Source organism: Cellulomonas fimi, assembly GCF_012952065.1.
In the GTDB taxonomy this organism is placed as follows: domain Bacteria; phylum Actinomycetota; class Actinomycetes; order Actinomycetales; family Cellulomonadaceae; genus Pengzhenrongella; species Pengzhenrongella fimi_A.
On record NZ_JABCJJ010000014.1, the window covers coordinates 1 to 21,407 of the forward strand.

The window sequence follows — 21,407 nt, forward strand, 5'->3', positions numbered from 1 at the left end:
AAGCCCGGACAACACCAACCGATGAACCACATGGCATCAACTACTTGGCACGCTGTTGAGTTCTCAAGGAACAGACGCGCATCGCCTTGGATCTCCCAACCCGCCGCGAGGCAACCGTTCAAACTTACCTGGTATTCGGCTCCTGACCTAATCCGCTGGGCGGACCGTCAGGAGAGTCTTCCCGTCCCGGCGTGACGAGGAGACGCCGAGGCGTCTGCCATCTTCATGCTGGGGTGTTCGCCCTCCGGGACCAGCCACCCTGCGCGCTTCGTAGCGCTGTGGTGTCCGTTCCTCCCTGCCGGGCGACATCCAGAAGATTACGCAGGTCGGTCGGCACCGTCAACTCGCGACCCCGTGACGCCGCTCACCACGCTCACCACTCCCGCCGTTCTCCACGCGCTGACGCACCGCGCCGGCTCAGTAGGGCCTCTCCGCACGGCGCGCTGGCCTGCCGGGCTCTCGTCCAACCGCTGCTCCGCTGCTCCGCGAGCGACCGAGCGCCGGCTCAGCGTCCCGCGTCGACCACGGCGAGCGTCCGCTTCCCGCGGCGCAGCACCGCCCAGCGGCCGTGCAGGAGGTCCTCGTCGGTCAGCTCCGCGGCGTCGTCCGTCACCTTGACGTTGTTGACCGAGGCGCCGCCCTCGGCGACGGCACGCCGCGCGGCCGCCTTGCTCGCGACCACCCCGGTCGCGGCGAAGAGGTCGACGAGGAGGTCGCCCGGCGCGCCCTGGGCTCTCGGCAGCTCGGCGACCGCCGCGGCGGTGGTCGCCTCGTCGAGCTCGCGCAGGTCGCCGCGACCGAAGAGCGCCTGGCTCGCCGCCACGACCTTGTCCGCGGCCGGTGCGCCGTGCACGAGCGCCGTCACGTCGTACGCGAGCGTCCGCTGCGCCTCGCGCGCCGCCGGGCGCTCGGCCACCGCGCGCTCGAGGTCCTCGATCTCGCCGCGAAGACGGAACGTGAACACCTTGAGGTAGCCGACGACGTCGGCGTCGTCGGCGTTGAGCCAGAACTGGTAGAACGCGTACGGGCTGGTCATGACGGGGTCGAGCCACACGGTGCCGGACTCGGTCTTGCCGAACTTGGTGCCGTCGGCCTTCGTGATCAGCGGCGTCGTCAGCGCGTGCACGTGCGCCTGCTCGACCTTGCGCACCAGCTCGACCCCCGAGAGCAGGTTGCCCCACTGGTCGTTCCCCCCGGTCTGGAGGCTCACGCCGTGCCGCCGGTACAGCTCGAGGTAGTCCATCCCCTGCAGGATCTGGTAGCTGAACTCCGTGAAGCTGATCCCGTGCTCGCTGTTCAGGCGTCGGGCCACGGTGTCCTTCGCGAGCATCGTCCCGAGCCGGTAGTGCTTGCCGACGTCGCGCAGGAAGTCGATCGCCGAGAGCGGCGCCGTCCAGTCGAGGTTGTTCACCATGCGCGCCGCCGTCGGGCCCTGGAAGTCGAGGAGCGGCTCGATCTGGCGGCGGATGCGCTCGACCCACTCCCCCACGACCTCGGGCGAGTTGAGCGTGCGCTCGCCGGTCATCTTCGGGTCGCCGATCAGGCCGGTCGCGCCACCGACGAGCGCGAGGGGGCGGTGGCCGCCGAGCTGCAGCCGGCGCACCGTGAGGATCTGCACGAGGTTGCCGATGTGGAGGCTCGGCGCCGTGGGGTCGAAGCCGCAGTACAGCGTGACCGGACCGGCGGACAGTGCGGAGCGCAGGGCGTCCACGTCCGTGGACTGGGCCACCAGCCCACGCCACTGCAGGTCGTCCAGGACGTCGCTCACCACGGTCTCCTCGTCGTACGGCAGCCGCGCGGTCGTGCGCGACGTTCGCCGGTCGGGTCCAGTGTGCCGTGCGGCGCGGCGGCGTCGTGCATCCGGCTAGGTCCGTGCCGTGCGACTGCCTGCCGGTCGCCGGCGATACCCCGGCCGGTAGGCGGACACGGTCGGCTCGCCGGGCAGCCAGAGCCGCCACGGGAAGAGCTCGGCGTCCGCACCCGGCCCGCTGACGCCGACCCGCGGCCCGGTGCCGACGGCCGGTGGCGCGGGATCCGGGCCCCGGTGCACGACGACGGCGCCCCCCGCCCGGGTCACGTCGGCCCCGTAGCGGCGCAGGTCGAGACCCAGGGCAACCGCGAGCCGCGCCGGTCCGCGCGCGAGCTGGACGTCGTCGGCGGCGACGCCCGACCGGGTCCGGCGTTCGCGCGCGAGCTCGGCGCCCGCCACGATCTCGCCGGCACGGAGCAGGACGGCAGCGGCCTCCCCCGTCGGGCCGCACACGACGTTGACGCAGTGGTGCAGCCCGAGGTGGCGGTAGACGTAGAGGTGCCCGGCCTCGGCGAACATCGCGGCGTTGCGCGCGGTGCGGCCGCGGTACGCGTGCGACGCCGGGTCCCTCGCCCCCTGGTACGCCTCGACCTCGGTGAGCCGGAGGGTCACCCGACCCTCGTCGTCGTCGGTCGTGAGGTACGCGCCCAGCAGGTCGCGCGCGACCGAGAGCGCGTCGCGGCCGTACCACTCCCGGGGCGGCGGCGCGGTGCGCTCGGGGGAACGCGGGGCCGGCTCGGTCACGCGCCCATCCTGCCCCAGTCGTTCGCGTCGACCAGGACGTCCGCGCGCTCCCGCGTGCGCTCCGCGGCGAAGTGCCGGTCCTCGTCCGCCGTCCAGTCCGCCCAGTGCGGCAGGACGGCCTCGCCGTCCCGGTCCAGTCCGCGCGCCCGGCGCACCGCCGGATCCGCCTCGACCCACACGCACAGGGCGGCCGACGGCGCCACGGCACGACGCGCGGAGCCGCAGCCCTCGAGCACGAGGACCGGGGCGGCGGGGACGTCGTGCCACTCGGCGAACCGGGCGATGCCCCAGTCGTACCGCCGGTAGCGCCCCGGCCGCCCCGCGGCGAGCGGCGCGAGCACCCACTCCTCGAGGCGCGGCCACATCCCCTCGAGATCGCCCCACCCGTCGAGCAGGTCGTCGGTGTGCACCACCTCGGCACCGAGCCGCTCGGCGAGGAGCCCGGCGAACGTCGTCTTGCCCGAGCCGGCCGGACCGTCGACGCAGACCAGCCGGACCGGGCCCAGCCGGGGGTCGCGACTGAGCACCTCGGCCGCGACGCGGTCGAGCAGGGCGTCGCTGACCGGTTCGGGGCTCGGCGAGCCCGGGCTGCCGGAGCCGGAGCCGGTCGAACCCGAGCCGGCCGAGCCGGAGCCGGCCGAGCCGGAGCCGGAGCCGGAGCCGGAGCCGGAACCGGAGCCGAGGGGCTGGTCCGCCCCACCGTCCGTCGGGCCGAGCTCGGCGTCCTGGTCCACGCCGTCGGTCAGCCCGCTGCCGACGCGCGCGTCCACTCCCGGAGCGCCGCCGAGCGCGCGCGGGCGCGCTCGAGCTGCTCGGCGACCCGCGCCGGAGCCGTTCCGCCGTGCGCGGACCGCGAGGCCAGGGACCCCTCGACCGTGAGCACGCTGCGGACCGCGGGCGTCAGGCGCGGCGAGAGCTCCGCGAGGTCCTCGTCGCTCAGGTCCCACAGCTCGATGCCACGCTCCTCGCACTCGCGCACGCACGCGCCGGCGAGCTCGTGCGCCACCCGGAACGGGACGCCCTCGCGCACGAGCCACTCGGCGACGTCGGTCGCGAGCGAGAAGCCCTGCGGTGCGAGGTCGGCCATGCGGCCCACGTCGAACGTGAGGCTCGCGACCATCCCCGCGAACGCCGGCAGCAGCACCGTGAGCGTGTCGATCTGGTCGAAGACGGGTTCCTTGTCCTCCTGCAGGTCGCGGTTGTACGCGAGCGGCAGGCCCTTGAGCGTGGTGAGCAGACCAGTGAGGTCGCCGACCAGCCGGCCGGCCTTGCCGCGCGCGAGCTCGGCGACGTCCGGGTTCTTCTTCTGGGGCATGATGCTCGACCCGGTCGAGTAGGCGTCGTCGAGAAGGACGAACCCGAACTCCTTGGTCGCCCAGATCACGATCTCCTCGGCGAGCCGGGACAGGTCGACGCCCGCCATGGCGGCCACGAACGCGAACTCGGCGACGACGTCGCGGCTGGCGGTCCCGTCGATGGAGTTCTCGACCGGGCCGTCGAAGCCGAGCTCGGCCGCGACCGCGGCCGGGTCGAGCCCGAGCGACGAGCCCGCGAGCGCGCCCGACCCGTAGGGCGACCGTGCCGCCCGGGCGTCCCAGTCGACCCAGCGCTCGACGTCGCGCAGCATCGGCCAGGCGTGCGCGAGCAGGTGGTGCGCGAGGAGCACCGGCTGCGCGTGCTGCAGGTGCGTGCGGCCCGGCATCGGCGCCTCGCCGTGCGCCGCAGCCTGCTCGACGAGCGCGTCGACGACGTCGAGCAGCAGCCCGCCGACCAGTCGCGCCTGCTCGCGCAGGTACATCCGCACGAGCGTCGCGATCTGGTCGTTGCGCGACCGGCCCGCGCGAAGCTTGCCACCGAGCTCGGCACCGGCCCGCTCGATGAGCCCGCGCTCGAGCGCGGTGTGGACGTCCTCGTCGGAGGGGTCGGGCGTGAAGGCGCCGCTCGCGACGTCGTCGCGCAGGCGCCCGAGCGCGTCCGCCATCCCGGCGAGCTCGTCGGCGGACAGGAGGCCGGCCGAGTGCAGCACACGGGCGTGGGCGACCGAGCCCGCGATGTCGTGCCGAGCCAGGCGCCAGTCGAAGTGGGTGCTCAGCGAGAGCGCCGCCAGGGCGTCCGCAGGGCCGCCGGCGAACCGGCCACCCCACAGGCTCACGCGCCCCTCACCCGCGCCCCCGTCGCCTGCCGGAGCACCGCCCGCGCCGCGAGGCCGCTCAGGCATCATCGCCGCTCGTGACGCCGGCGAGCTCGCCCGAGCCGAGGTCGACACCGTTGCCGAACCTGACGTCGCGTGCGGCGGCGAGCTTGGCGGTCAGGCCGTAGATCTCGATGAAGCCCTTGGCGTACGACTGGTCGAACGTGTCGCCCGAGTCGTAGGTGGCGAGGTTGAAGTCGTACAGGCTCGCGTCGCTACGCCGACCGGTCACCGTGGCGCGGCCCCCGTGCAGCACGAGGCGGACGTCGCCCGAGACGTACCGCTGCGTGTCGTCGATGAACGTGTCGAGCGACCGCTTGAGCGGCGAGAACCACATGCCGTCGTACACGAGCTCGGTCCAGCGCTGCTCGACGCCGCGCTTGAACCGGGCCTGCTCGCGCTCGACGGTCACGTTCTCGAGCTCCTGGTGCGCCGCGATGAGGGCCATCGCGCCCGGGGCCTCGTAGACCTCGCGCGACTTGATGCCGACGAGGCGGTCCTCGACGATGTCGATCCGGCCGACGCCCTGCGCACCCGCCCGGCGGTTCATCTCCTGGATCGCCTGCAGCGGCGTCACGCGGACCCCGTCGAGCGCCACCGGGACACCCTGCTCGAACGTGACGACGACCTCGTCGGCGACCGGCGGATAGCCCGGGTCGTCCGTGTAGGTGTAGACGTCCTTGGTCGGCTCGTTCCAGATGTCCTCGAGGAAGCCCGTCTCGACCGCGCGGCCCCACACGTTCTGGTCGATCGAGAACGGGTTGTGCTTCGTGGTCTCGATCGGGAGCGCGTGGCGGGTCGCGTACTCGATCGCCTTGTCGCGCGTCAGCGCGAGGTCGCGGACCGGCGCGAGGCACTTGAGGTCGGGCGCGAGCGACGTGATGCCGACCTCGAACCGGACCTGGTCGTTGCCCTTGCCGGTGCAGCCGTGCGCGACCGTGTCGGCACCGAACTGGCGCGCCGCGCGCACGAGGTGCTTGACGATCACCGGCCGGGACAGCGCGGAGACCAGCGGGTACCGGTCGAGGTAGAGCGCGTTCGCGCGCAGCGCCGGCATGCAGTACTCGGTCGCGAACTCGTCGCGGGCGTCGGCGACGTAGGCCTCGACGGCACCGCAGTCGAGCGCGCGCCGGCGGATCACCTCCAGGTCCTCGCCACCCTGGCCGACGTCGACGGCGACGGCGATCACCTCGGCACCGGTGGCCTCGGCGATCCAGCCGATGCCCACGGAGGTGTCCAGGCCGCCGGAGTAGGCGAGCACGACGCGTTCAGTCATCACGGTTCTCTTTCATCGGATGGTGCGGGGTGGTGTGGGGTCGCGGTGGAGGCGAGCTCGAGGAACCGCGCGGCGAGCACGCTGCCGCTCGAGCCGCCGCTGTCGGCGGGCTCGCGGGCGATCACCAGCACGGTGTCGTCCCCGGCGATGGTGCCGAGCACGCCGGGCATGACCGAGTGGTCGATCGCCGAGGCGAAGAACTGGGCGGCGCCGGGCGGCGTGCGCAGCACGACCAGGTTGCCCGACGCCTCGGCGGACACGAGCAGCTCGGCGCACAGGCGCGCGAGCCGGGCGGCGAGGTACTCGGCGTCGGGCGCGGGCTGCGGACCGCGGGTGCCGCCGTCGGCCGGGATGGCGTAGACCAGCGCACCGCCTGTACTGCGGATCTTGACGGCGCGCAGCTCGACCAGGTCGCGCGAGAGCGTGGCCTGCGTGACCGAGACGCCGGCCTCGGCGAGCGCCTCCGCGAGCTCGGGCTGCGAGTGCACGGGTCGCTGCGCGAGCAGCGTCGTGATCAGCGCGTGCCGAGCGGCCTTGGTCGGCGGGACCGTGGCAGGGGACGGGGCGGTGGACGTGGCCGTAGCCGTAGCAGTGGCCGTGGTCGTGAGTGCCATCATGACCGTTCCAGCAACCACGTGAGGAGCGCCTTCTGCGCGTGCAGCCGGTTCTCCGCCTCGTCCCACACGACCGACCGGGGGCCGTCGAGCACCTCGGCGGTGATCTCCTTGCCGCGGTAGGCCGGCAGGCAGTGGAGCACGAGCGCGTCCGGAGCCGCGAGCGCCAGGACGGCCGCATCGACCCGGAACGGCGCGAACACGGCCTCGCGCGCGGAGCCTTCGCCCTCCTGCCCCATCGACACCCAGGTGTCGGTCGCCAGCACGTCGACGCCCGAGGCGGCCTCGACGGCGTCGTGCGTCACGAGCACCGAGCCACCGGTGCGCGCGGCGATCGCCTCGGCGTCGGCCACGACCGACGGCGCGGGGACGTACGCCGCGGGCGTCGCGACCCGCACGTGCAGGCCCGCCGTCGCGCCGCCGAGGAGGTACGACGCCGCCATGTTGTTCGCGCCGTCGCCGAGGTAGGCGAGCGTCATTCCCGGCAGGGCGTCGACGCCGCCCGCGGCTTCCCGGTGCTGCGCGACCGTCAGGAGGTCGGCCAGCACCTGGCAGGGGTGGAACTGGTCGGTCAGCGCGTTCACCACCGGGACGCGCGCGGCGGCCGCCATGGCCTCGACCCGCTCCTGGCCCGCGGTGCGCCAGACGATCGCCGCGACCTGACGGTCGAGCACCCGCGCGGTGTCCTCGATCGGCTCGCCGCGACCGAGCTGCGACGAGCCGGCGTCGATCACGAGCGGGAAGCCCCCGAGCTCGGCGATCCCCACCTGGAACGACACGCGCGTGCGCGTCGACGGCTTGTCGAAGATCACCGCGACCGAGCGCGGGCCGTCGAGCGGGCGACGGGCGAACCGGTCGGTCCGCATCGCGAGCGCGAGCGCGAGCACCTCGCGCTGCTCGGACGGGGTCAGGTCGTCGTCGCGCAGGAAGTGCCGGACCACGGCGGGCTCGCTCGAGAGGGTCACCGCGCACCTCCCGCGTCGTCCGCACCGGTCTGGCGGTCGTCGGGGACGTCCGCGAGGAAGGCGACGAAGTCCTGGGCCTGCTCGCGCGTGAGGATCAGCGGCGGGGCGAGCCGGAGCGTCGTCGGGCGCACCGGGTTGACGATGAAGCCGGCGTCGAGCGCCCGCGCGGCGATCGCGGCCGCCACGGGCTCGTTGAGCTCGATCGCGACGAGCAGCCCCTCCCCGCGCACGCTCGCGACGAGCGGGTGCCCGGTGGCGGCGACCGCGGCCCGCAGCTGCCCGCCGAGCTCGGTCGCGTGCGCGAGCAGGCCGTCGCGCTCGATCACGCCGATCGTGGCGAGCGCCGCGGCCGCCGCGACGGGGTTCCCGCCGAACGTCGTGCCGTGCTGACCGCGGCCGAGCAGGGTCGCGGCCCGCTCGCCGTACGCGATGACCGCACCGATCGGGAAGCCGCCGCCCAGCCCCTTGGCGAGCGTGACGGCGTCGGGCACGACGCCACCGCCGAGATGGGGCTGCTGGTAGGCGAACCACGAGCCCGTGCGGCCCATGCCGCACTGCACCTCGTCGAGGACCAGCAGGGCGCCGTGCGCGGCGGTCAGCTCACGCGCCCGGGCCAGGTAGCCGGGAGGCAGCGGACGCACGCCGGACTCCCCCTGGACGGGCTCGACGACGAGCGCCGCGACGTCGTCGGACAGCGCGGCCTCGAGCGCCACGGTGTCGCCGAACGGCAGGAACTCGACGCCGCCCGGGAGCGGCTCGAACGGCTCGCGGTAGGCGGCCTTGTGCGTGAGGGCGAGGGCCCCCATCGTCCGGCCGTGGAACGCGCCCTCGAGCGCGAGGATCCGCGGGCGGCCGGTCCGCCGGGCCATCTTGAACACGGCCTCGTTCGCCTCGGTGCCCGAGTTCGAGAAGAACACGCGGGAGCCACCAGGCGCCTGGGCCAGCTCGAGCAGCCGTTCGGCGAGCGCGATCTGCGTCGGCGTGCCGAAGAAGTTCGAGACGTGGCCCAGCGTCCCGAGCTGCGCGGAGATCGCCGCGGTCAGCGTCGGGTGCGCGTGGCCCAGCGCGTTGACCGCGATGCCCGCGAGCAGGTCGAGGTAGCGCCGGCCGTCGGCGTCCCAGACGTACGCGCCCTCGCCGCGCACGAGCACGCGCTGCGGCGGGCCGAACGTGTCCATCACCGCGTGGGTGTAGCGCTCGGTCCAGCGGGCGACGGAGTCGGGCGCGACGACGTCGCCGCGCGTCGACGAGGCGGTCACGTCGAGCCCGTCCGGGCCGGGGGTTGCGCTCGTGCCGCTCATGCGTGGCCTCCCGGCTGGACCCGCGGGATCGGCCCGGTGAAGAGCGACGGCGTGGGCTCGTCGTCGGGCAGGACCATCGTGCCGACCCCCTCGGACGTGAACACCTCGACGAGGATCGAGTGCGGCTGGCGGCCGTCGATGACGTGCGCGCGCCCGACGCCGCCCTCGACCGCCCGCCAGCAGGCCTCCATCTTGGGGCGCATGCCCGAGTCGAGCCCGGGCAGCAGGTCCGCGAGCTCGCCCGCCGTGATGCGCCGGACCAGGGAGGTCCGGTCGGGCCAGCTCGTGTACAGGCCCTCGACGTCGGTGAGCACGATGAGCTTGCGCGCGCCGAGCGCGACGGCGAGCGCCGCGGCCGCCGTGTCGGCGTTGACGTTGAGCACCTGGGTCGGGTCCTCGATGTCGGGGGCGACCGTCGAGACGACCGGGATGCGGCCGGCGTCGAGCAGGTCGAGCACCGCACCGGGGTTCACGCCGACGACGTCCCCCACGAGGCCCACGTCGACGTGCTCGCCGCCGACGACCGCCGTGCGGCGGCGCGCCTGGAGCAGCGCGCCGTCCTCGCCCGAGAGACCCACGGCGTACGGCCCGTGGGCGTTGAGCAGCCCGACGAGCTCGCGCGAGACCTGCCCGGTGAGCACCATGCGCACGACGTCCATGGCCTCGGGAGTCGTCACGCGCAGCCCCCCACGGAACTCGCTCGCGATCCCGAGCCGGTCGAGCATCGTGCTGATCTGGGGGCCGCCGCCGTGCACCACGACCGGACGCAGGCCCACCTGACGCAGGAACACCATGTCCTGGGCGAAGGCCCGCTTGAGCGCGTCGTCGACCATCGCGTTGCCGCCGAGCTTCACGACCACGAGCGCGCCCGAGAACCGCTGCAGCCACGGCAGCGCCTCGACGAGCACCTCGGCCTTCTGGTGCGCGAAGAGGTGGGCGCGCGGGTCGAACGCGTCGTCGTCCGGGGCGACGGACTGGTCGGTCGTCCCGTCCATGGATCTGCTCATGTCGAGTACGCGCTGTTCTCGTGGACGTAGTCGTGCGTGAGGTCGTTGGTCCACACGGTGGCACGCGCGTCACCGGCGTGGAGGTCGACCTCGACGTGCACCTCGCGCGACCCGGCGAGGTCGACCAGCGTGCGGTCCTCCCCCACCCCGCTGGCCCGGCAGACCTGCACGCCGTTGATGCGGACGTCGAGCTGCGCGGCGTCGAACGCGGCGACCTCCTCGGGCACCGTGCCGACCGCCGAGAGCACGCGACCCCAGTTGGGATCGTTGCCGAACACCGCCGCCTTGAACAGGTTCGAGCGGGTCACGGCGCGCGCGACCGCGACCGCCGCCGCCTCGGTCTGCGCGCCCACGACCGTGACGGCGACGTCGTGCGTCGCCCCCTCGGCGTCGGCCACGAGCGCGCGGGCCAAGGCAGCGCACGCCGCGGTGACGGCGTCGGCGAGCTCCGCCTCGCTCACCCGGATCCCGCTCGCGCCCGAGGTCAGCAGCACGACGGTGTCGTTGGTCGACATGCAGCCGTCGGAGTCCACCCGGTCGAAGGTCACGACCGTGGCGGCCCGGAGCGCGGCGTGGGCCTCGTCGGGGCTCGTGACCGCGTCCGACGTGAGCACGCACAGCATCGTCGCCAGCCCGGGCGCCAGCATGCCCGCGCCCTTCGCCATCCCGCCGACGGACCAGCCGTCACGCTCGATGTGCACCGTCTTGGCGACCGAGTCCGTCGTCATGATGGCGGTCGCCGCGGCCGGTCCGCCGTCGGCAGCGAGCTGCGCCGCGGCGTCGTCGATCCCCGCGAGCAGGCGGTCCATGGGCAGCCGCTCGCCGATCAGTCCCGTGGAGCACACGACCACGTCCCCCGCCGAGACGCCCAGCACGTCGGCGACGTGCTCCGCGGTGCGGTGCGTGTCCGCGAAGCCGTCGGGGCCCGTGCACGCGTTCGCGCCGCCCGAGTTGAGCACCACGGCGTCGGCCCGGCCGTCGGCGACCACCTGACGCGACCAGACCACGGGCGCGGCGACCACGCGGTTCGTCGTGAACACACCGGCGACCACGCGCTCGGGCCCGTCGTTCACCACGAGCGCGAGGTCCGGCGCTCCGGACGACTTGAGCCCGGCGGTCACGCCGGCGGCGCGGAAGCCGAGGGGGGCGGTGACGCTCATGGGGCGATCCCGTTCGTCGTGAGGCCGAGCGTCTCGGGGAGCCCGAGCGCCAGGTTGAGGGACTGCACCGCGGCGCCCGCGGTGCCCTTCACGAGGTTGTCGAGCGCCGTGACCGTGACGACCCGACCGGCCCGCTCGTCCACACCCACCTGGACGAGGGCCGTGTTCGCGCCCAGCGTGGCCGCCGTCGTCGGCCAGCGCGACAACCCGTCACCCGCCGCGGGGAGCAGCCGCACGAAGGGCTCGTCCGCGTACGCCGCCTCCCAGGCCGCGCGGACGTCGCGCGGGTCGACGCCGGGCGCGAGCCGGGCCGTGGCGGTCGCGAGGATGCCGCGTGCCATCGGGACGAGCGTCGGCGTGAACGAGATCGACACGTCCGCAGCGCCCGCGACCCGCAGGTTCTGCTCGATCTCGGGGATGTGCCGGTGCACGCCGCCGACGCCGTACGCCTGGGCGGCGCCCAGCCCCTCGGCCGCGAGCAGGTGCGGCTTGAGCGACTTGCCCGCGCCCGAGTACCCGTTGGCGAGGACGGCGACGAGGTCGAGCGGCTCGAGGACGCCCGCGGCGATCCCCGGCTGGAGCCCGAGCGTGACCGCCGTGACGTTGCAGCCGGGCACGGCGACGCGGGTGGCTCCGGCGAGCGTCTCACGCTGCGCCGCCGCCGTGGTCTCCCCCGCGTGGAGGAGCTCGGGCAACCCGTAGGGCCAGCTGCCGGCGTGCGCGCCGCCGTAGAAGTGGCCCCACGCGGCGGCGTCGGTCAACCGGTGGTCGGCCCCGAGGTCGAGCACGAGGACGCCGTCCGGCAGCTGCGCGGCGATCTCGCCCGAGGCGCCGTGCGGGAGCCCGAGCACGACGACGTCGTGGCCACCGAGCACGTCGGCGGTCGTCGGCTCGAGGACGCGGTCCGCGAGCGCGAAGAGGTGCGGGTGGTGCTCACCGAGCCTCGACCCCGCGTTGGCGTGCGCGGTCAGGGCACCGATCCGCGCCTCGGGGTGCGCGAGCAGGAGGCGGAGGGCCTCGCCCCCCGCGTAGCCGCTCGCGCCCGCGACGGCGACGGTGAAAGACATGTGCATGAACATACACGGTCACGCACGATGATGCATCGCCGTAGACCGGCGCGGCGCGCGCGACCCGACCGCTCGTCGCTACGTTGGCCGCATGCGTGCCATCGAAGCAACCCGAGCGGGCGGTCCAGAGGTTCTCGAGCTCGTCGAGCGAGCCGATCCCGCGCCCGGCCCCGGCCAGCTGCTGGTCCGGGTCGCGGCCGCCGGGATCAACTTCATCGACACCTACCGCCGGTCGGGCGTCTACCCGGTGCCGTACCCGCACGCGATGGGCAGCGAGGGCGCCGGGACCGTGGTCGCGCTCGGCGACGGAGTCGACGACGTCGCCGTCGGTGACCGCGTCGCGTGGCACGAGGCGCCCGGCTCGTACGCGGAGCTCGCCGTGGTCGACGCCGCCCGCGCGCTCGCCGTGCCGGCGGACGTGGCCGACGAGGTCGCCGCGGCGCTGCCGCTCCAGGGCCTGACGGCGCACTACCTCGCCCGCTCGACCTTCCCCGTCTCGCCGGGTCAGGACGTCCTCGTGCATGCCGGGGCCGGGGGCGTCGGCCTGCTCCTGACGCAGCTCGCCGTCGCGCACGGGGGTCGCGTCATCTCGACGGTGTCGACGCCCGCCAAGGAGGAGCTCGCGCGCGCGGCCGGGGCGAGCGACGTCGTGCGCTACACCGAGCTCGACGACGTCACGCGCGACCTCCCGCGGCTCGTGCGTGGGCTCACGGGCGGCCTCGGGGTGCACACCGTGTTCGACGGCGTGGGCCGCTCGACCTTCGACGCGTCGCTCGCGTCGCTCCGCCCCCGGGGCGGGCTCGCCCTCTTCGGCGGGTCCTCGGGGCAGGTGCCACGGGTGGACCCCCAGCGGCTCAACGCCGCCGGCTCGGTCTACCTGACGCGGCCGACGCTGGCGCACTACGTCGCGACGCGCGAGGAGCTGACGTGGCGGGCGGGTGAGCTGTTCGACGCGGTCGTCGCCGGCACGCTGGACGTGCGCGTCGGTGCGACGTTCCCGCTCGCCGCGGCGGCCGAGGCGCACCGCGCGCTCGAGGGCCGCGCCACCACCGGGAAGGTCCTGCTGATCCCGTGACGACCGATCCTGTCCCGACCGGGCGCGCGACGACCGAGCCGCCCGCCGGTCCTGCGCGGGCCCGCCCGCGCCCCGTCGAGCCCGCGGACCTGCCAGCCCTCGCCGCCATGAACGACGCCGCCGCACCCGCGGTGAACAGGCTCGGCCTGGACGGGCTCGCGGTCCACGTCCCGCGCTGCGACCTCGCCGTCGTGATCGACGACGACGGCGGCTCGCCCGCGGGCTTCCTCCTCGCGCTCGCCCCGGGCGCGGACTACGACAGCGAGAACTACCGGTGGTTCTCCTCGCACCGACCGGGATCGCTCTACGTCGACCGCATCGTCGTGGCGCCCGACACGCACGGGCAGGGGCTCGGGCGCGCGCTCTACGCCGCCGCCGACGAGTGCGCCGCCGCGCTCGGGCTGGGCGAGATCACGTGCGAGGTGAACCTCGAGCCGCCCAACCCGGGCTCGCTCGCGTTCCACTCGCGGCTCGGGTTCACGCAGGTCGGCGAGCAGTCGACCAAGGGCGGCTCCGTGCGGGTCGCGCTGCTCGCCCGGCCGCTCCCGCGCTGATCCCCCGGCGCTGACCCCCGGCGCTGACCCCCCGGCCGCGCGGGCTCACGAACCCCGCAGGACCGCCCCGACCCGACGGCCCGCCTCGGCGACGGCCTGCTCGCGGACCGCTGCGGCGTCGTCGGCGGTGAGCGTGCGGTCCGCCGCGCGGAGCCGGAGCGAGAACGCGAGCGACTTCTTGCCCTCGCCGACCTGCGACCCGGTGAAGACGTCGAAGAGCCGCAGGTCCTCGAGCAGCTCGCCGGCGCCGTCACGCACGGCGGCGAACACGTCACCGGCGGGCACGTCGGCGTCGACGACGAGCGCGATGTCCTCCTTCGCCACCGGGAAGGTCGACAGCGGGGTACCCTGTCGCGGCTCGGTCGGCGCGGCCGCGAGCAGCACGTCGAGGTCGATCTCGAACGCCACGGTCCGCGGCGGCAGCTCGAGCCCGGCGACGGCCTTGGGGCTGAGCTCACCGGCGTGGCCCACGAGCGTGCCGTCGGCGAGGGTCACGCGGGCGCAGCGGCCGGGGTGCCAGGGTGCGTGGTCCGGATCCGCCGCCACGGCGAGCTCGACGCCGACGACCCCGGCCACGCTCTGGACGGCGGCGATCGCGTCGGTGTGGTCGGCACGGCGGCCCTGTCCCCACCAGCCGGCCGGCTCGACGTTCCCCGCGAGGAGCCCGGCTGCCCGCCGCGGCTGAGGCGGCACGGCGGCGCGCAGCCGGTCCAGCTCCTCGTCGCCCGGCCTGGCCTCGACACCGGGACGCCCGGCGGGCCCCGCCCCGGGGACGGGGAGGGTGACCATGCCGATCTCGAAGATCGCGAGGTCGCCGAGCCCCCGACCGACGTTCGTGCGGGCTGCCTCCACGAGCGTCGCGAGCAGGCTCGTGCGGAGCTCGGGATGCTCGTCGGACAACGGGTTCACCAGCCGGGCCGCGTGCCGGCGCGGGTCGTCCGGCGCGAGCCCGAACGCGTCGTGGATGCGCGGCGAGACGAACGGGTAGGTGAGGACCTCGACGAACCCCGCCTCGGCGAGCGTCCGCGCCACGGATCGACGGGCGCGCTGCGCGGGGGTGAGCCCCCGACCGGCAGGCGCCTCGGGCAGCACGGACGGGATCTCGTCGTAGCCACGCAGGCGCGCGACCTCCTCGACCAGGTCGATCGGCGTGGCGAGGTCCGGCCGCCAGCTCGGCGGCACGACCGTCAGGCTCGGCACGCCGTCGACCACGTCGCCCGTGCCCGACACGGCGCAGCCGATCGTCTCCAGGACGTCGCGGACCACGTCGGGCGTGTACTCGACCCCGACGACGCGCGTCGGGAGGTCGGTCGGGAGCACGATCGGCTCACGGTCGGCCCGCTGGTCGACGTCGGTCAGGGCCGCGTCCGCGACGCCTCCCCCGTGGGCGACGAGCAGGTCCACGACGCGCTGGACGGCGACGGCCGCCAGCTCGGGGTCCACCCCGCGCTCGAACCGCCGCGACGCCTCGGACGACAGCTTGTGCCGGCGCGACGTGCGAGCGATCGACACGGGGTCGAAGTGAGCACCCTCCACGAGGACGTCCGTCGTCGACGGCGTCACCTCGCTCGAGGCCCCGCCCATGACCCCGGCCAGGCCGAGCACGCGAGTGCCGTCCGCGCCGTCGGTGATGAGCAGGTCCTCGGGGTCGAGCCGGCGCTCGACGTCGTCCAGGGTGACGAGCGTCTCGCCGGCCCGGGCGCGGCGCACGACGATCGGCCCCGTGAGGGTCGCGAGGTCGTACGCGTGCAGCGGCTGCCCCAGCTCGAGCATCACGTAGTTCGTCACGTCGACCGCGAGCGAGATCGGCCGCATCCCGGCCTGCGTGAGACGGCGCTGCATCCACACCGGTGACGGTCCCGCCGCCGCGACCCCGCGCACGACTCGCGCCACGAACCGGTCGCAGCCCGGCGTGCCGCGCAGCGGCGCGGCGTCGGCCAGCTCGACACCGAACCCGGAGGCGGTCGCTGCGGGGACGTCGACCGCGGCCGCAGGGTCACGGAAGGTCGCGCCGGTCGCGTGCCCGTACTCGCGCGCGACGCCGCGCACCGAGAAGCAGTAGCCCCGGTCGGGCGTCACGTTGACCTCGAGCGTGCGCTCGCCGAGCCCGAGGAGCTCGATCGCGTCGCTGCCCGGCTCGGGCGAGTCCTCGAGCACGATGATGCCTGCGTGGTCGTCCCCGAGCCCCAGCTCGCGCGCGGAGCAGATCATCCCGTCGGAGACGTGGCCGTAGGTCTTGCGCGCCGCGATGGGGAACGGGCCGGGAAGGACGGCCCCGGGCAGCGCGACCACGACGTGGTCCCCCGGACCGAAGTTGTGCGCGCCGCACACGATGCCGCGCGGGACGCGTGCTGCACCGTCGTCGTCGGTGGTGTTGAAGGCGCCGACGTCGACCGTGCACCAGTTGATCGTCTTGCCGTTCCTCTGCGGCTCCGGCCGGGCGGTCAGCACGCGGCCGACGACGAGCGGTCCGGTCAGGTCGGACCCGTGCAGCTCCTCGTCCTCGAGACCGACCCGCGCCAGGTCTGCCGCGACCTGCATCGCACCCTCGGCGGACGTCGTCGCACCCGCCGGCAGGTCGACCCACTCGGCGAGCCAGGGCAGTGGCACCCGGGGCATCAGATCTCCATCCCGTACTGCAGGGAGAACCGCACGTCTCCCTCGACCATGTCGTGCATGTCAGCGATGTCGTGGCGGAACATGAGCGTGCGCTCGATGCCCATGCCGAACGCGAAGCCCGTGTAGACGTCGGGGTCGATCCCCGCCGCACGCAGCACGTTCGGGTGGACCATGCCGCAGCCGCCCCACTCGATCCAGCCCGCACCGCCCTTCTTGTTCTCGAACCACACGTCGGGCTCGGCCGAGGGCTCGGTGAACGGGAAGTACGACGGGCGGAACCGGATCCTCGCCTCGGGACCGAGGACCGCCTTGGCCAGGTGGTCGAGCGTGCCCTTGAGGTGGGCCATCGTCAGGCCCTTGTCGATCGCCAGACCCTCGACCTGGTGGAACACCGGCGTGTGCGTCGCGTCGAGCTCGTCCGTCCGGAAGACCTTGCCCGGCACGACGACGTAGAGCGGTAGGTCGCGCTCGAGCATCGCGCGCGCCTGGACGGGCGACGTGTGGGTGCGCAGCACGAGCCCGTCCTCGGGAGGGTCCACGAAGAACGTGTCCTGCATCTGGCGGGCCGGGTGGTCGGGGTCGAAGTTGAGGGCGTCGAAGTTGAACCACTCGGCCTCGACCTCGGGCCCCTCCGCGATCTCCCAGCCCATCGCGACGAACACGTCGCCGATCCGCTCCTGGAGCGACTCGAGCGGGTGGCGGGCGCCCTGGGGGTGCCGGACGGCGGGGAGCGTGACGTCGACGCTCTCGGTCCGCAGCACGCGGGCGTCCCGCTCGGCCTCGAGCTCGGCCTGCCGCGCCGCGATCGCCTGGTTCAACCGCCCCCGGGTCGAGCCGAGCAGCTTGCCGGCCACGGCCTTCTCGCTGGGGGCGAGGGCGCCGATCTCGCGGTTCGCGAGCGAGAGCGGGCTGCGGTCGCCGGCGTGCGCCAGACGCGCCGTCTTGAGGGCGTCGAGGTCCGTGGCTGCGGTGACCGCGTCGAGGGCGGCCGTCAGTGCAGCACGCACGCCGTCGGCGTCGAGCGGGGACAGCACGGGCGAGGTCGACGTGGGGTCGTGGTCAGGCGTGGACATCCGAACCTTCCGGGCGGTGACGAGCGGTCGTGCGTGCGGGGTGCGCCCCGTCGGGCGCCCGCTGGAGGACCTCACGGACCGTCCGGGTCCGGACCGTCCTCGTGCGCGAGACTCAGCCGCGCGGCCCTCGAGCGGGCCACGGAAATCGACGACCACCGGCCGTCGCGAGGATGTCGCGCACGTGGGTCATCCTGCCACGTCGGCCGCGGCGAGTCCGAAGCCCGCGACCGGGTCGTACGCCGGACCGCCCGCGCGACCCTCACCCGGGCGGGAGCGGATCAGCGTGATCTCGTCGACCGTCCACGTCGGCCCCTCGTACACGGCCAGCGCCCGCGCGAGGGAGGTGACGTCGTCGGGCCCGTCGTCGTGCCGCGCCGCGCCCCTACGGGGACCGCCCCGCCGCTCGGGACCAGCGCGGCGCCGGCGGCTCTGCGCGCGCACGCGCGCGACCGTCAGGTGCGAGCGCGAGCGCACGCGGTCGTCGGTTCGGCCTGTGACGTCGGCGCCGAGGGCGACGCAGGCCGCCGTGAGATCCCCCAGCGCAGCCGTGTCGCCGCCGCACCCGATCCAGAACACCCGCCGGTCGAAGACGCCGGCGCCGCGCAGGCGGAGCTCGAACGGGCGACGGGCCGCCGCCACGCGCGCGAGGCCGTCCTCCAGCTCCTCGCCGGCACCCGCCGACACCTCGCCGTAGAACGCGAGGGTGACGTGCCGGTCCTCCGCCGGCGCCCAGCGGAGCGGCCCGCGCGCCTGGTCCCCGCCGGCATCCGCGCGCACGGAGCCGAGCGCGAGCTCCAGGTGCTCGCGCACGGGCCGGGGTGGCACCACCGCGACGAAGAGCCGCACGTTTCCCTCCAGGCCTCGACCCCGGGCCGCTCAGCGCTGAGCCCGCGCCGAGGCGTACAGGCACACCGTGGCAGCCGTGGCCAGGTTGAGCGACTCGGCCCGGCCGCGAATGGGGACGCGGACGACGGCGTCGGCCAGGTCCCGCTCCTCGGGCGCCAGACCCCACGCCTCGTTGCCGAAGACCCACGCGGTCGGTCGGGCCAGGTCCGGGGGCGACGACCGGTCGCGCGGTTCGATGCCGCGTCGGCTGCGCTCGTGCTCGTCCAGGAGGTCGTCCAGGTCGTGCTCCCCCTCGCCGTCGGCTGCGAGCACCACCAGGCCGGCCGCGCGCAGCGCGTCGACCGTCGTGGCGAGAGTCGTCCCCGTGACGACGGGCAGGTGGAACAGCGAGCCTGCGGTCGACCTGACCGTCTTGGGGCTGTGGACGTCCACGCTCTCGGCGGTGAGCACGACCGCGTCAGCACCGGCCGCGTCGGCTGCCCGGATGACGGTGCCGGCGTTGCCGGGGTCCCGGACGTGCGAGAGCACCGCGACGAGGGAAGGGCGAGCGGCGAGCACGTCGTCGAGCGTCGCGCCCAGGTGGTCGGCGACCGCCACGATCCCCTGGCCGTCGGGCGACATCGCGTCGAGCACGGCGGCCGTGCCGAGCTGGATCCGGACCCCGCGCTCCGTCGCCTCCGTGACGATCTCGGTGTACCGGTCGGCAGCCGCGGGCGTGAGGTAGAGCTCGCGGACCGCACCGAACCGCACGGCCTCGCGCGCCGCCTGGGGACCCTCCGCGAGGAACCGGCCCGCCCGGGTCCGCGCGGAGCGCCCCGCGAGGGCCTTCACTGCCCGCACCCGCTCGGCGCGCGTGCTCTCCAGGAGCGGGTGCGGCGCACCGGGGCGTGCTGACTCGGTGCTCATGACCACCTGCTCGACGCGGGAGCTCTCTCGGGCGCGGGGCTCAGCTCGGGCACGGGTGTCCTCTCGGGCATGGCGCGCAGCCTGCCACGCGACGGGTTCGACGACGAAGCCCCCGTGATCCGGTGGGATCACGGGGGCTCCGGGACGTGCGGTCGTTTCGACCGGGTGGGAGGTCAGGCCGCGGCGACCGGGGCGTTGACGTCCTCCGGAAGTGCGTCCTTCGCGACCTTCACCAGCGTGGCGAAGGCGGCGGCGTCGTTGACGGCCAGGTCGGCCAGCACACGACGGTCGACCTCGACACCCGCGGCCTTGAGGCCCTGGATGAGGCGGTTGTACGTCATGCCGTTCGCGCGGGACGCAGCGTTGATGCGCTGGATCCAGAGCTTGCGGAAGTCTCCCTTGCGCGCCTTGCGGTCGCGGTAGGAGTAGACGAGGGAGTGGGTGACCTGCTCCTTCGCCTTCCGGTAGAGGCGCGAACGCTGGCCGCGGTAACCGCTGGCGCGCTCGAGGGTCGTACGGCGCTTCTTGTGGGCGTTGACCGCCCGCTTCACGCGTGCCACGTGATGCTCCTTGCGTCTCGGGGCTCGCAGGTGAGGCCGCGGCGTGCAGGGCACGCCGAGGAGCTCACTTGCCGAGCAGCTTCTTGATCTTGGGGACGTCGGCGGGAGCGACGAGCTGGTCGCTCGCGAGGCGGCGCGTACGGCGGCTCGACTTGTGCTCGAACAGGTGACGGGCGCCCGCCTGCTCGCGCATGAGCTTGCCGGTCCCCGTGACCCGGAAGCGCTTCTTCGCCCCGGAGTGCGTCTTGTTCTTCGGCATGGCTGCCGTTTCTCCTCTTGTCGGATCGCGCGCACGACGCGCGACTCGGTTCGGGCGGCGCCGGTGGGCAACCGCTCAGTTCTTCGGTTTCTCAGTTCGAGGATCCAGTGCGGTGGGTCAGTCCGATCACCCCGCCGCCGGAGGCTTGGGTGCCGCAGGCTTCACGGGCGTCGGCTTCGCGGCAGGCTTCACGGGCGCCGGCTTCGCGGCAGGCTTCGCAGTGGCGCTCGGCCTGGCCGGGCTCGGCTTGGCAGGGGCGGGCTTGGCGGCCGGGTTGGCAGCGCCGGGCTTGGCAGCGCCGGGCTTGGCACCGCCCGGCTTGGCAGCACTGGGCTTGGCAGGCTCGGCACCGTCGGTCGGCTCGGCCACCGTCGGACTCGGAGTCGCCGCCGGGGCCTTGGGAGCCGCCGCCGGTGGGGCCTTCGGGGTCGCTGCCTGCGTCGGAGCCGCCACGGCCTTCGGGGCCGGTGCGGGCGTCGAAGCCGGTGCAGCCGTCGCAGCCGCTGCAGCAGGTGCGGGCACTGCAGCAGGTGCGGGCGCTCCAGCAGGTGCGGGCACTGCAGGGGCCTCGGTCGCCGGAGCCTCGCCCGCCGGAGCCTGCGCCGCGGGAGCCGGAGCGGCCGCCGCCTCCCGGCGCGGGGCCGCGTCGGTCGTGCGGGCAGCCCGACGCTGCTCCTGCTTCTGCTCGGCCTTCTTCTTCGTGGGGCCGAGCACCATGATCATGTTGCGCCCGTCCTGCTTGGGCGAGCTCTCGACGAAGCCGAGCTCGGCGACGTCGTCGGCGAGCCGCTGGAGCAGGCGGATGCCCATCTCCGGGCGCGACTGCTCGCGACCACGGAACATGATCATGACCTTGACCTTGTCGCCGGCCTTGAGGAACCGCTCGACGTGGCCCTTCTTCGTGCCGTAGTCGTGCGGGTCGATCTTCAGCCGGAAGCGGATCTCCTTGAGGATCGTGTTGGTCTGGTTCCGCCGGGCCTCGCGCGCCTTCATGTCGGCTTCGTACTTGAACTTGCCGAAGTCCATGAGCTTGCAGACGGGCGGGCGGGCGTCGGGTGCCACCTCGACCAGGTCGAGGTCAGCCTCCTGCGCCAGACGCAGAGCGTCCTCCACGCGCACGATGCCGACCTGCTCCCCGTTCGGGCCGACGAGCCGGACCTCGGGGACGCGGATCCGATCGTTGATGCGGGGCTCGCTGATGTGATGCTCCTCGTTCTTGCAGGTGGTCCACCAGGAACGAGGAAGGCCCCCGTCCTGAGCACAGGTGGGGGCCTGGGAGTCCGAGCACCACGGCGCGACGTGCGGCCATGACGCGAAGGGCCCGCTGCGGCGACCGCAACGCGCTCTCTCGGACCGGACCCGGCACCTGTCGTCCGTGCG

20 protein-coding genes are annotated in these 21,407 nt (G+C 74.3%); 2 read left to right on the forward strand and 18 right to left on the reverse strand.

Features of this window, described 5'->3' with window-relative positions; all coding sequences use genetic code 11:
* Window positions 1-505: 505 nt before the first annotated feature.
* The 11 genes from tyrS to argC all read right to left on the reverse strand — a co-directional run bounded on the left by tyrS (window position 506) and on the right by argC (window position 12,135).
* Window positions 506-1,768, reverse strand: coding sequence for a tyrosine--tRNA ligase (gene tyrS, locus HIR71_RS10085; RefSeq protein ID WP_169324939.1), 1,263 nt, complete (start codon window positions 1,766-1,768; stop codon window positions 506-508).
* A gap of 96 nt (window positions 1,769-1,864) precedes the next feature.
* Window positions 1,865-2,554, reverse strand: coding sequence for a DNA-3-methyladenine glycosylase (locus HIR71_RS10090; protein ID WP_169324940.1), 690 nt, complete (start codon window positions 2,552-2,554; stop codon window positions 1,865-1,867).
* Window positions 2,551-3,324, reverse strand: a complete 774-nt coding sequence (locus HIR71_RS10095; RefSeq protein ID WP_311836210.1) for a uridine kinase family protein — start codon at window positions 3,322-3,324, stop codon at window positions 2,551-2,553. The genes HIR71_RS10090 and HIR71_RS10095 overlap by 4 nt, the downstream gene beginning before the upstream one ends.
* Window positions 3,297-4,775 carry an argininosuccinate lyase gene (gene argH / locus HIR71_RS10100; protein ID WP_169324941.1) on the reverse strand — a complete coding sequence of 493 codons (1,479 nt, stop codon included), beginning with the start codon at window positions 4,773-4,775 and terminating at the stop codon, window positions 3,297-3,299. The genes HIR71_RS10095 and argH overlap by 28 nt, the downstream gene beginning before the upstream one ends.
* On the reverse strand, window positions 4,765-6,021 hold the full coding sequence (locus HIR71_RS10105) for an argininosuccinate synthase (protein ID WP_169324942.1): 1,257 nt from the start codon (window positions 6,019-6,021) through the stop codon (window positions 4,765-4,767). Before HIR71_RS10105 ends, argH begins: the two co-directional genes overlap by 11 nt.
* Window positions 6,021-6,638, reverse strand: a complete 618-nt coding sequence (locus tag HIR71_RS10110) for an arginine repressor (RefSeq protein WP_249051751.1) — start codon at window positions 6,636-6,638, stop codon at window positions 6,021-6,023. Before HIR71_RS10110 ends, HIR71_RS10105 begins: the two co-directional genes overlap by 1 nt.
* Window positions 6,635-7,576 (reverse strand): ornithine carbamoyltransferase, encoded by a 942-nt coding sequence (gene argF / locus HIR71_RS10115; RefSeq protein ID WP_169325010.1) that lies wholly within the window; start codon window positions 7,574-7,576, stop codon window positions 6,635-6,637. Before argF ends, HIR71_RS10110 begins: the two co-directional genes overlap by 4 nt.
* 20 nt (window positions 7,577-7,596) lie before the next feature.
* The gene (locus HIR71_RS10120; protein WP_169324943.1) at window positions 7,597-8,901 is read right to left on the reverse strand and encodes an acetylornithine transaminase; all 1,305 of its coding nucleotides are present in this window, start codon (window positions 8,899-8,901) and stop codon (window positions 7,597-7,599) included.
* On the reverse strand, window positions 8,898-9,908 hold the full coding sequence (argB, locus tag HIR71_RS10125) for an acetylglutamate kinase (RefSeq protein WP_169324944.1): 1,011 nt from the start codon (window positions 9,906-9,908) through the stop codon (window positions 8,898-8,900). Before argB ends, HIR71_RS10120 begins: the two co-directional genes overlap by 4 nt.
* Entirely contained in the window at window positions 9,905-11,068 is a 1,164-nt protein-coding gene (gene argJ / locus HIR71_RS10130; protein ID WP_169324945.1) for a bifunctional glutamate N-acetyltransferase/amino-acid acetyltransferase ArgJ, read from the reverse strand. Before argJ ends, argB begins: the two co-directional genes overlap by 4 nt.
* Window positions 11,065-12,135 (reverse strand): N-acetyl-gamma-glutamyl-phosphate reductase, encoded by a 1,071-nt coding sequence (argC, locus tag HIR71_RS10135; RefSeq protein WP_211374025.1) that lies wholly within the window; start codon window positions 12,133-12,135, stop codon window positions 11,065-11,067. Before argC ends, argJ begins: the two co-directional genes overlap by 4 nt.
* A gap of 91 nt (window positions 12,136-12,226) precedes the next feature.
* Between argC and HIR71_RS10140 the strand changes: the two genes are divergently transcribed.
* Window positions 12,227-13,210 (forward strand): quinone oxidoreductase family protein, encoded by a 984-nt coding sequence (locus HIR71_RS10140; protein ID WP_169324947.1) that lies wholly within the window; start codon window positions 12,227-12,229, stop codon window positions 13,208-13,210.
* Window positions 13,207-13,764 (forward strand): GNAT family N-acetyltransferase, encoded by a 558-nt coding sequence (locus tag HIR71_RS10145; RefSeq protein WP_169324948.1) that lies wholly within the window; start codon window positions 13,207-13,209, stop codon window positions 13,762-13,764. Before HIR71_RS10140 ends, HIR71_RS10145 begins: the two co-directional genes overlap by 4 nt.
* 45 nt (window positions 13,765-13,809) lie before the next feature.
* Here the strand turns inward: HIR71_RS10145 and pheT are convergent, their stop codons facing one another.
* The 7 genes from pheT to infC form a co-directional block, all read right to left on the reverse strand.
* Window positions 13,810-16,383 (reverse strand): phenylalanine--tRNA ligase subunit beta, encoded by a 2,574-nt coding sequence (pheT, locus tag HIR71_RS10150; RefSeq protein WP_169324949.1) that lies wholly within the window; start codon window positions 16,381-16,383, stop codon window positions 13,810-13,812.
* Window positions 16,383-17,456: a phenylalanine--tRNA ligase subunit alpha gene (pheS, locus tag HIR71_RS10155; protein WP_169324950.1), complete on the reverse strand. Its 1,074-nt coding sequence runs from the start codon at window positions 17,454-17,456 to the stop codon at window positions 16,383-16,385. Before pheS ends, pheT begins: the two co-directional genes overlap by 1 nt.
* A 186-nt stretch (window positions 17,457-17,642) precedes the next feature.
* The gene (gene thpR, locus HIR71_RS10160; RefSeq protein ID WP_169324951.1) at window positions 17,643-18,302 is read right to left on the reverse strand and encodes an RNA 2',3'-cyclic phosphodiesterase; all 660 of its coding nucleotides are present in this window, start codon (window positions 18,300-18,302) and stop codon (window positions 17,643-17,645) included.
* A 30-nt stretch (window positions 18,303-18,332) separates the two neighbouring features.
* On the reverse strand, window positions 18,333-19,208 hold the full coding sequence (locus HIR71_RS10165) for a TrmH family RNA methyltransferase (RefSeq protein ID WP_169324952.1): 876 nt from the start codon (window positions 19,206-19,208) through the stop codon (window positions 18,333-18,335).
* Between the two features lie 173 nt (window positions 19,209-19,381).
* Window positions 19,382-19,768 (reverse strand): 50S ribosomal protein L20, encoded by a 387-nt coding sequence (gene rplT, locus HIR71_RS10170; RefSeq protein ID WP_169324953.1) that lies wholly within the window; start codon window positions 19,766-19,768, stop codon window positions 19,382-19,384.
* Between the two features lie 64 nt (window positions 19,769-19,832).
* Window positions 19,833-20,027, reverse strand: coding sequence for a 50S ribosomal protein L35 (gene rpmI, locus HIR71_RS10175; protein ID WP_169324954.1), 195 nt, complete (start codon window positions 20,025-20,027; stop codon window positions 19,833-19,835).
* A gap of 126 nt (window positions 20,028-20,153) precedes the next feature.
* Window positions 20,154-21,227 carry a translation initiation factor IF-3 gene (gene infC, locus HIR71_RS10180; RefSeq protein WP_169325011.1) on the reverse strand — a complete coding sequence of 358 codons (1,074 nt, stop codon included), beginning with the start codon at window positions 21,225-21,227 and terminating at the stop codon, window positions 20,154-20,156.
* Window positions 21,228-21,407: the final 180 nt, after the last annotated feature.

Excerpts from the sequence above, each read along its gene's own strand:
- argH (WP_169324941.1), bottom strand. The coding sequence starts at position 4,775 with ATGATGCCTGAGCGGCCTCGCGGCGCGGGCGGTGCTCCGGCAGGCGAC.
- HIR71_RS10105 (WP_169324942.1), bottom strand. The coding sequence starts at position 6,021 with ATGACTGAACGCGTCGTGCTCGCCTACTCCGGCGGCCTGGACACCTCC.
- HIR71_RS10110 (WP_249051751.1), bottom strand. The coding sequence starts at position 6,638 with ATGATGGCACTCACGACCACGGCCACTGCTACGGCTACGGCCACGTCC.
- HIR71_RS10120 (WP_169324943.1), bottom strand. The coding sequence starts at position 8,901 with ATGAGCGGCACGAGCGCAACCCCCGGCCCGGACGGGCTCGACGTGACC.
- argB (WP_169324944.1), bottom strand. The coding sequence starts at position 9,908 with ATGAGCAGATCCATGGACGGGACGACCGACCAGTCCGTCGCCCCGGAC.
- argJ (WP_169324945.1), bottom strand. The coding sequence starts at position 11,068 with ATGAGCGTCACCGCCCCCCTCGGCTTCCGCGCCGCCGGCGTGACCGCC.
- argC (WP_211374025.1), bottom strand. The coding sequence starts at position 12,135 with ATGTCTTTCACCGTCGCCGTCGCGGGCGCGAGCGGCTACGCGGGGGGC.
- HIR71_RS10140 (WP_169324947.1), top strand. The coding sequence starts at position 12,227 with ATGCGTGCCATCGAAGCAACCCGAGCGGGCGGTCCAGAGGTTCTCGAG.
- pheT (WP_169324949.1), bottom strand. The coding sequence starts at position 16,383 with ATGCCCCGGGTGCCACTGCCCTGGCTCGCCGAGTGGGTCGACCTGCCG.
- pheS (WP_169324950.1), bottom strand. The coding sequence starts at position 17,456 with ATGTCCACGCCTGACCACGACCCCACGTCGACCTCGCCCGTGCTGTCC.
- HIR71_RS10165 (WP_169324952.1), bottom strand. The coding sequence starts at position 19,208 with ATGAGCACCGAGTCAGCACGCCCCGGTGCGCCGCACCCGCTCCTGGAG.
- rpmI (WP_169324954.1), bottom strand. The coding sequence starts at position 20,027 with ATGCCGAAGAACAAGACGCACTCCGGGGCGAAGAAGCGCTTCCGGGTC.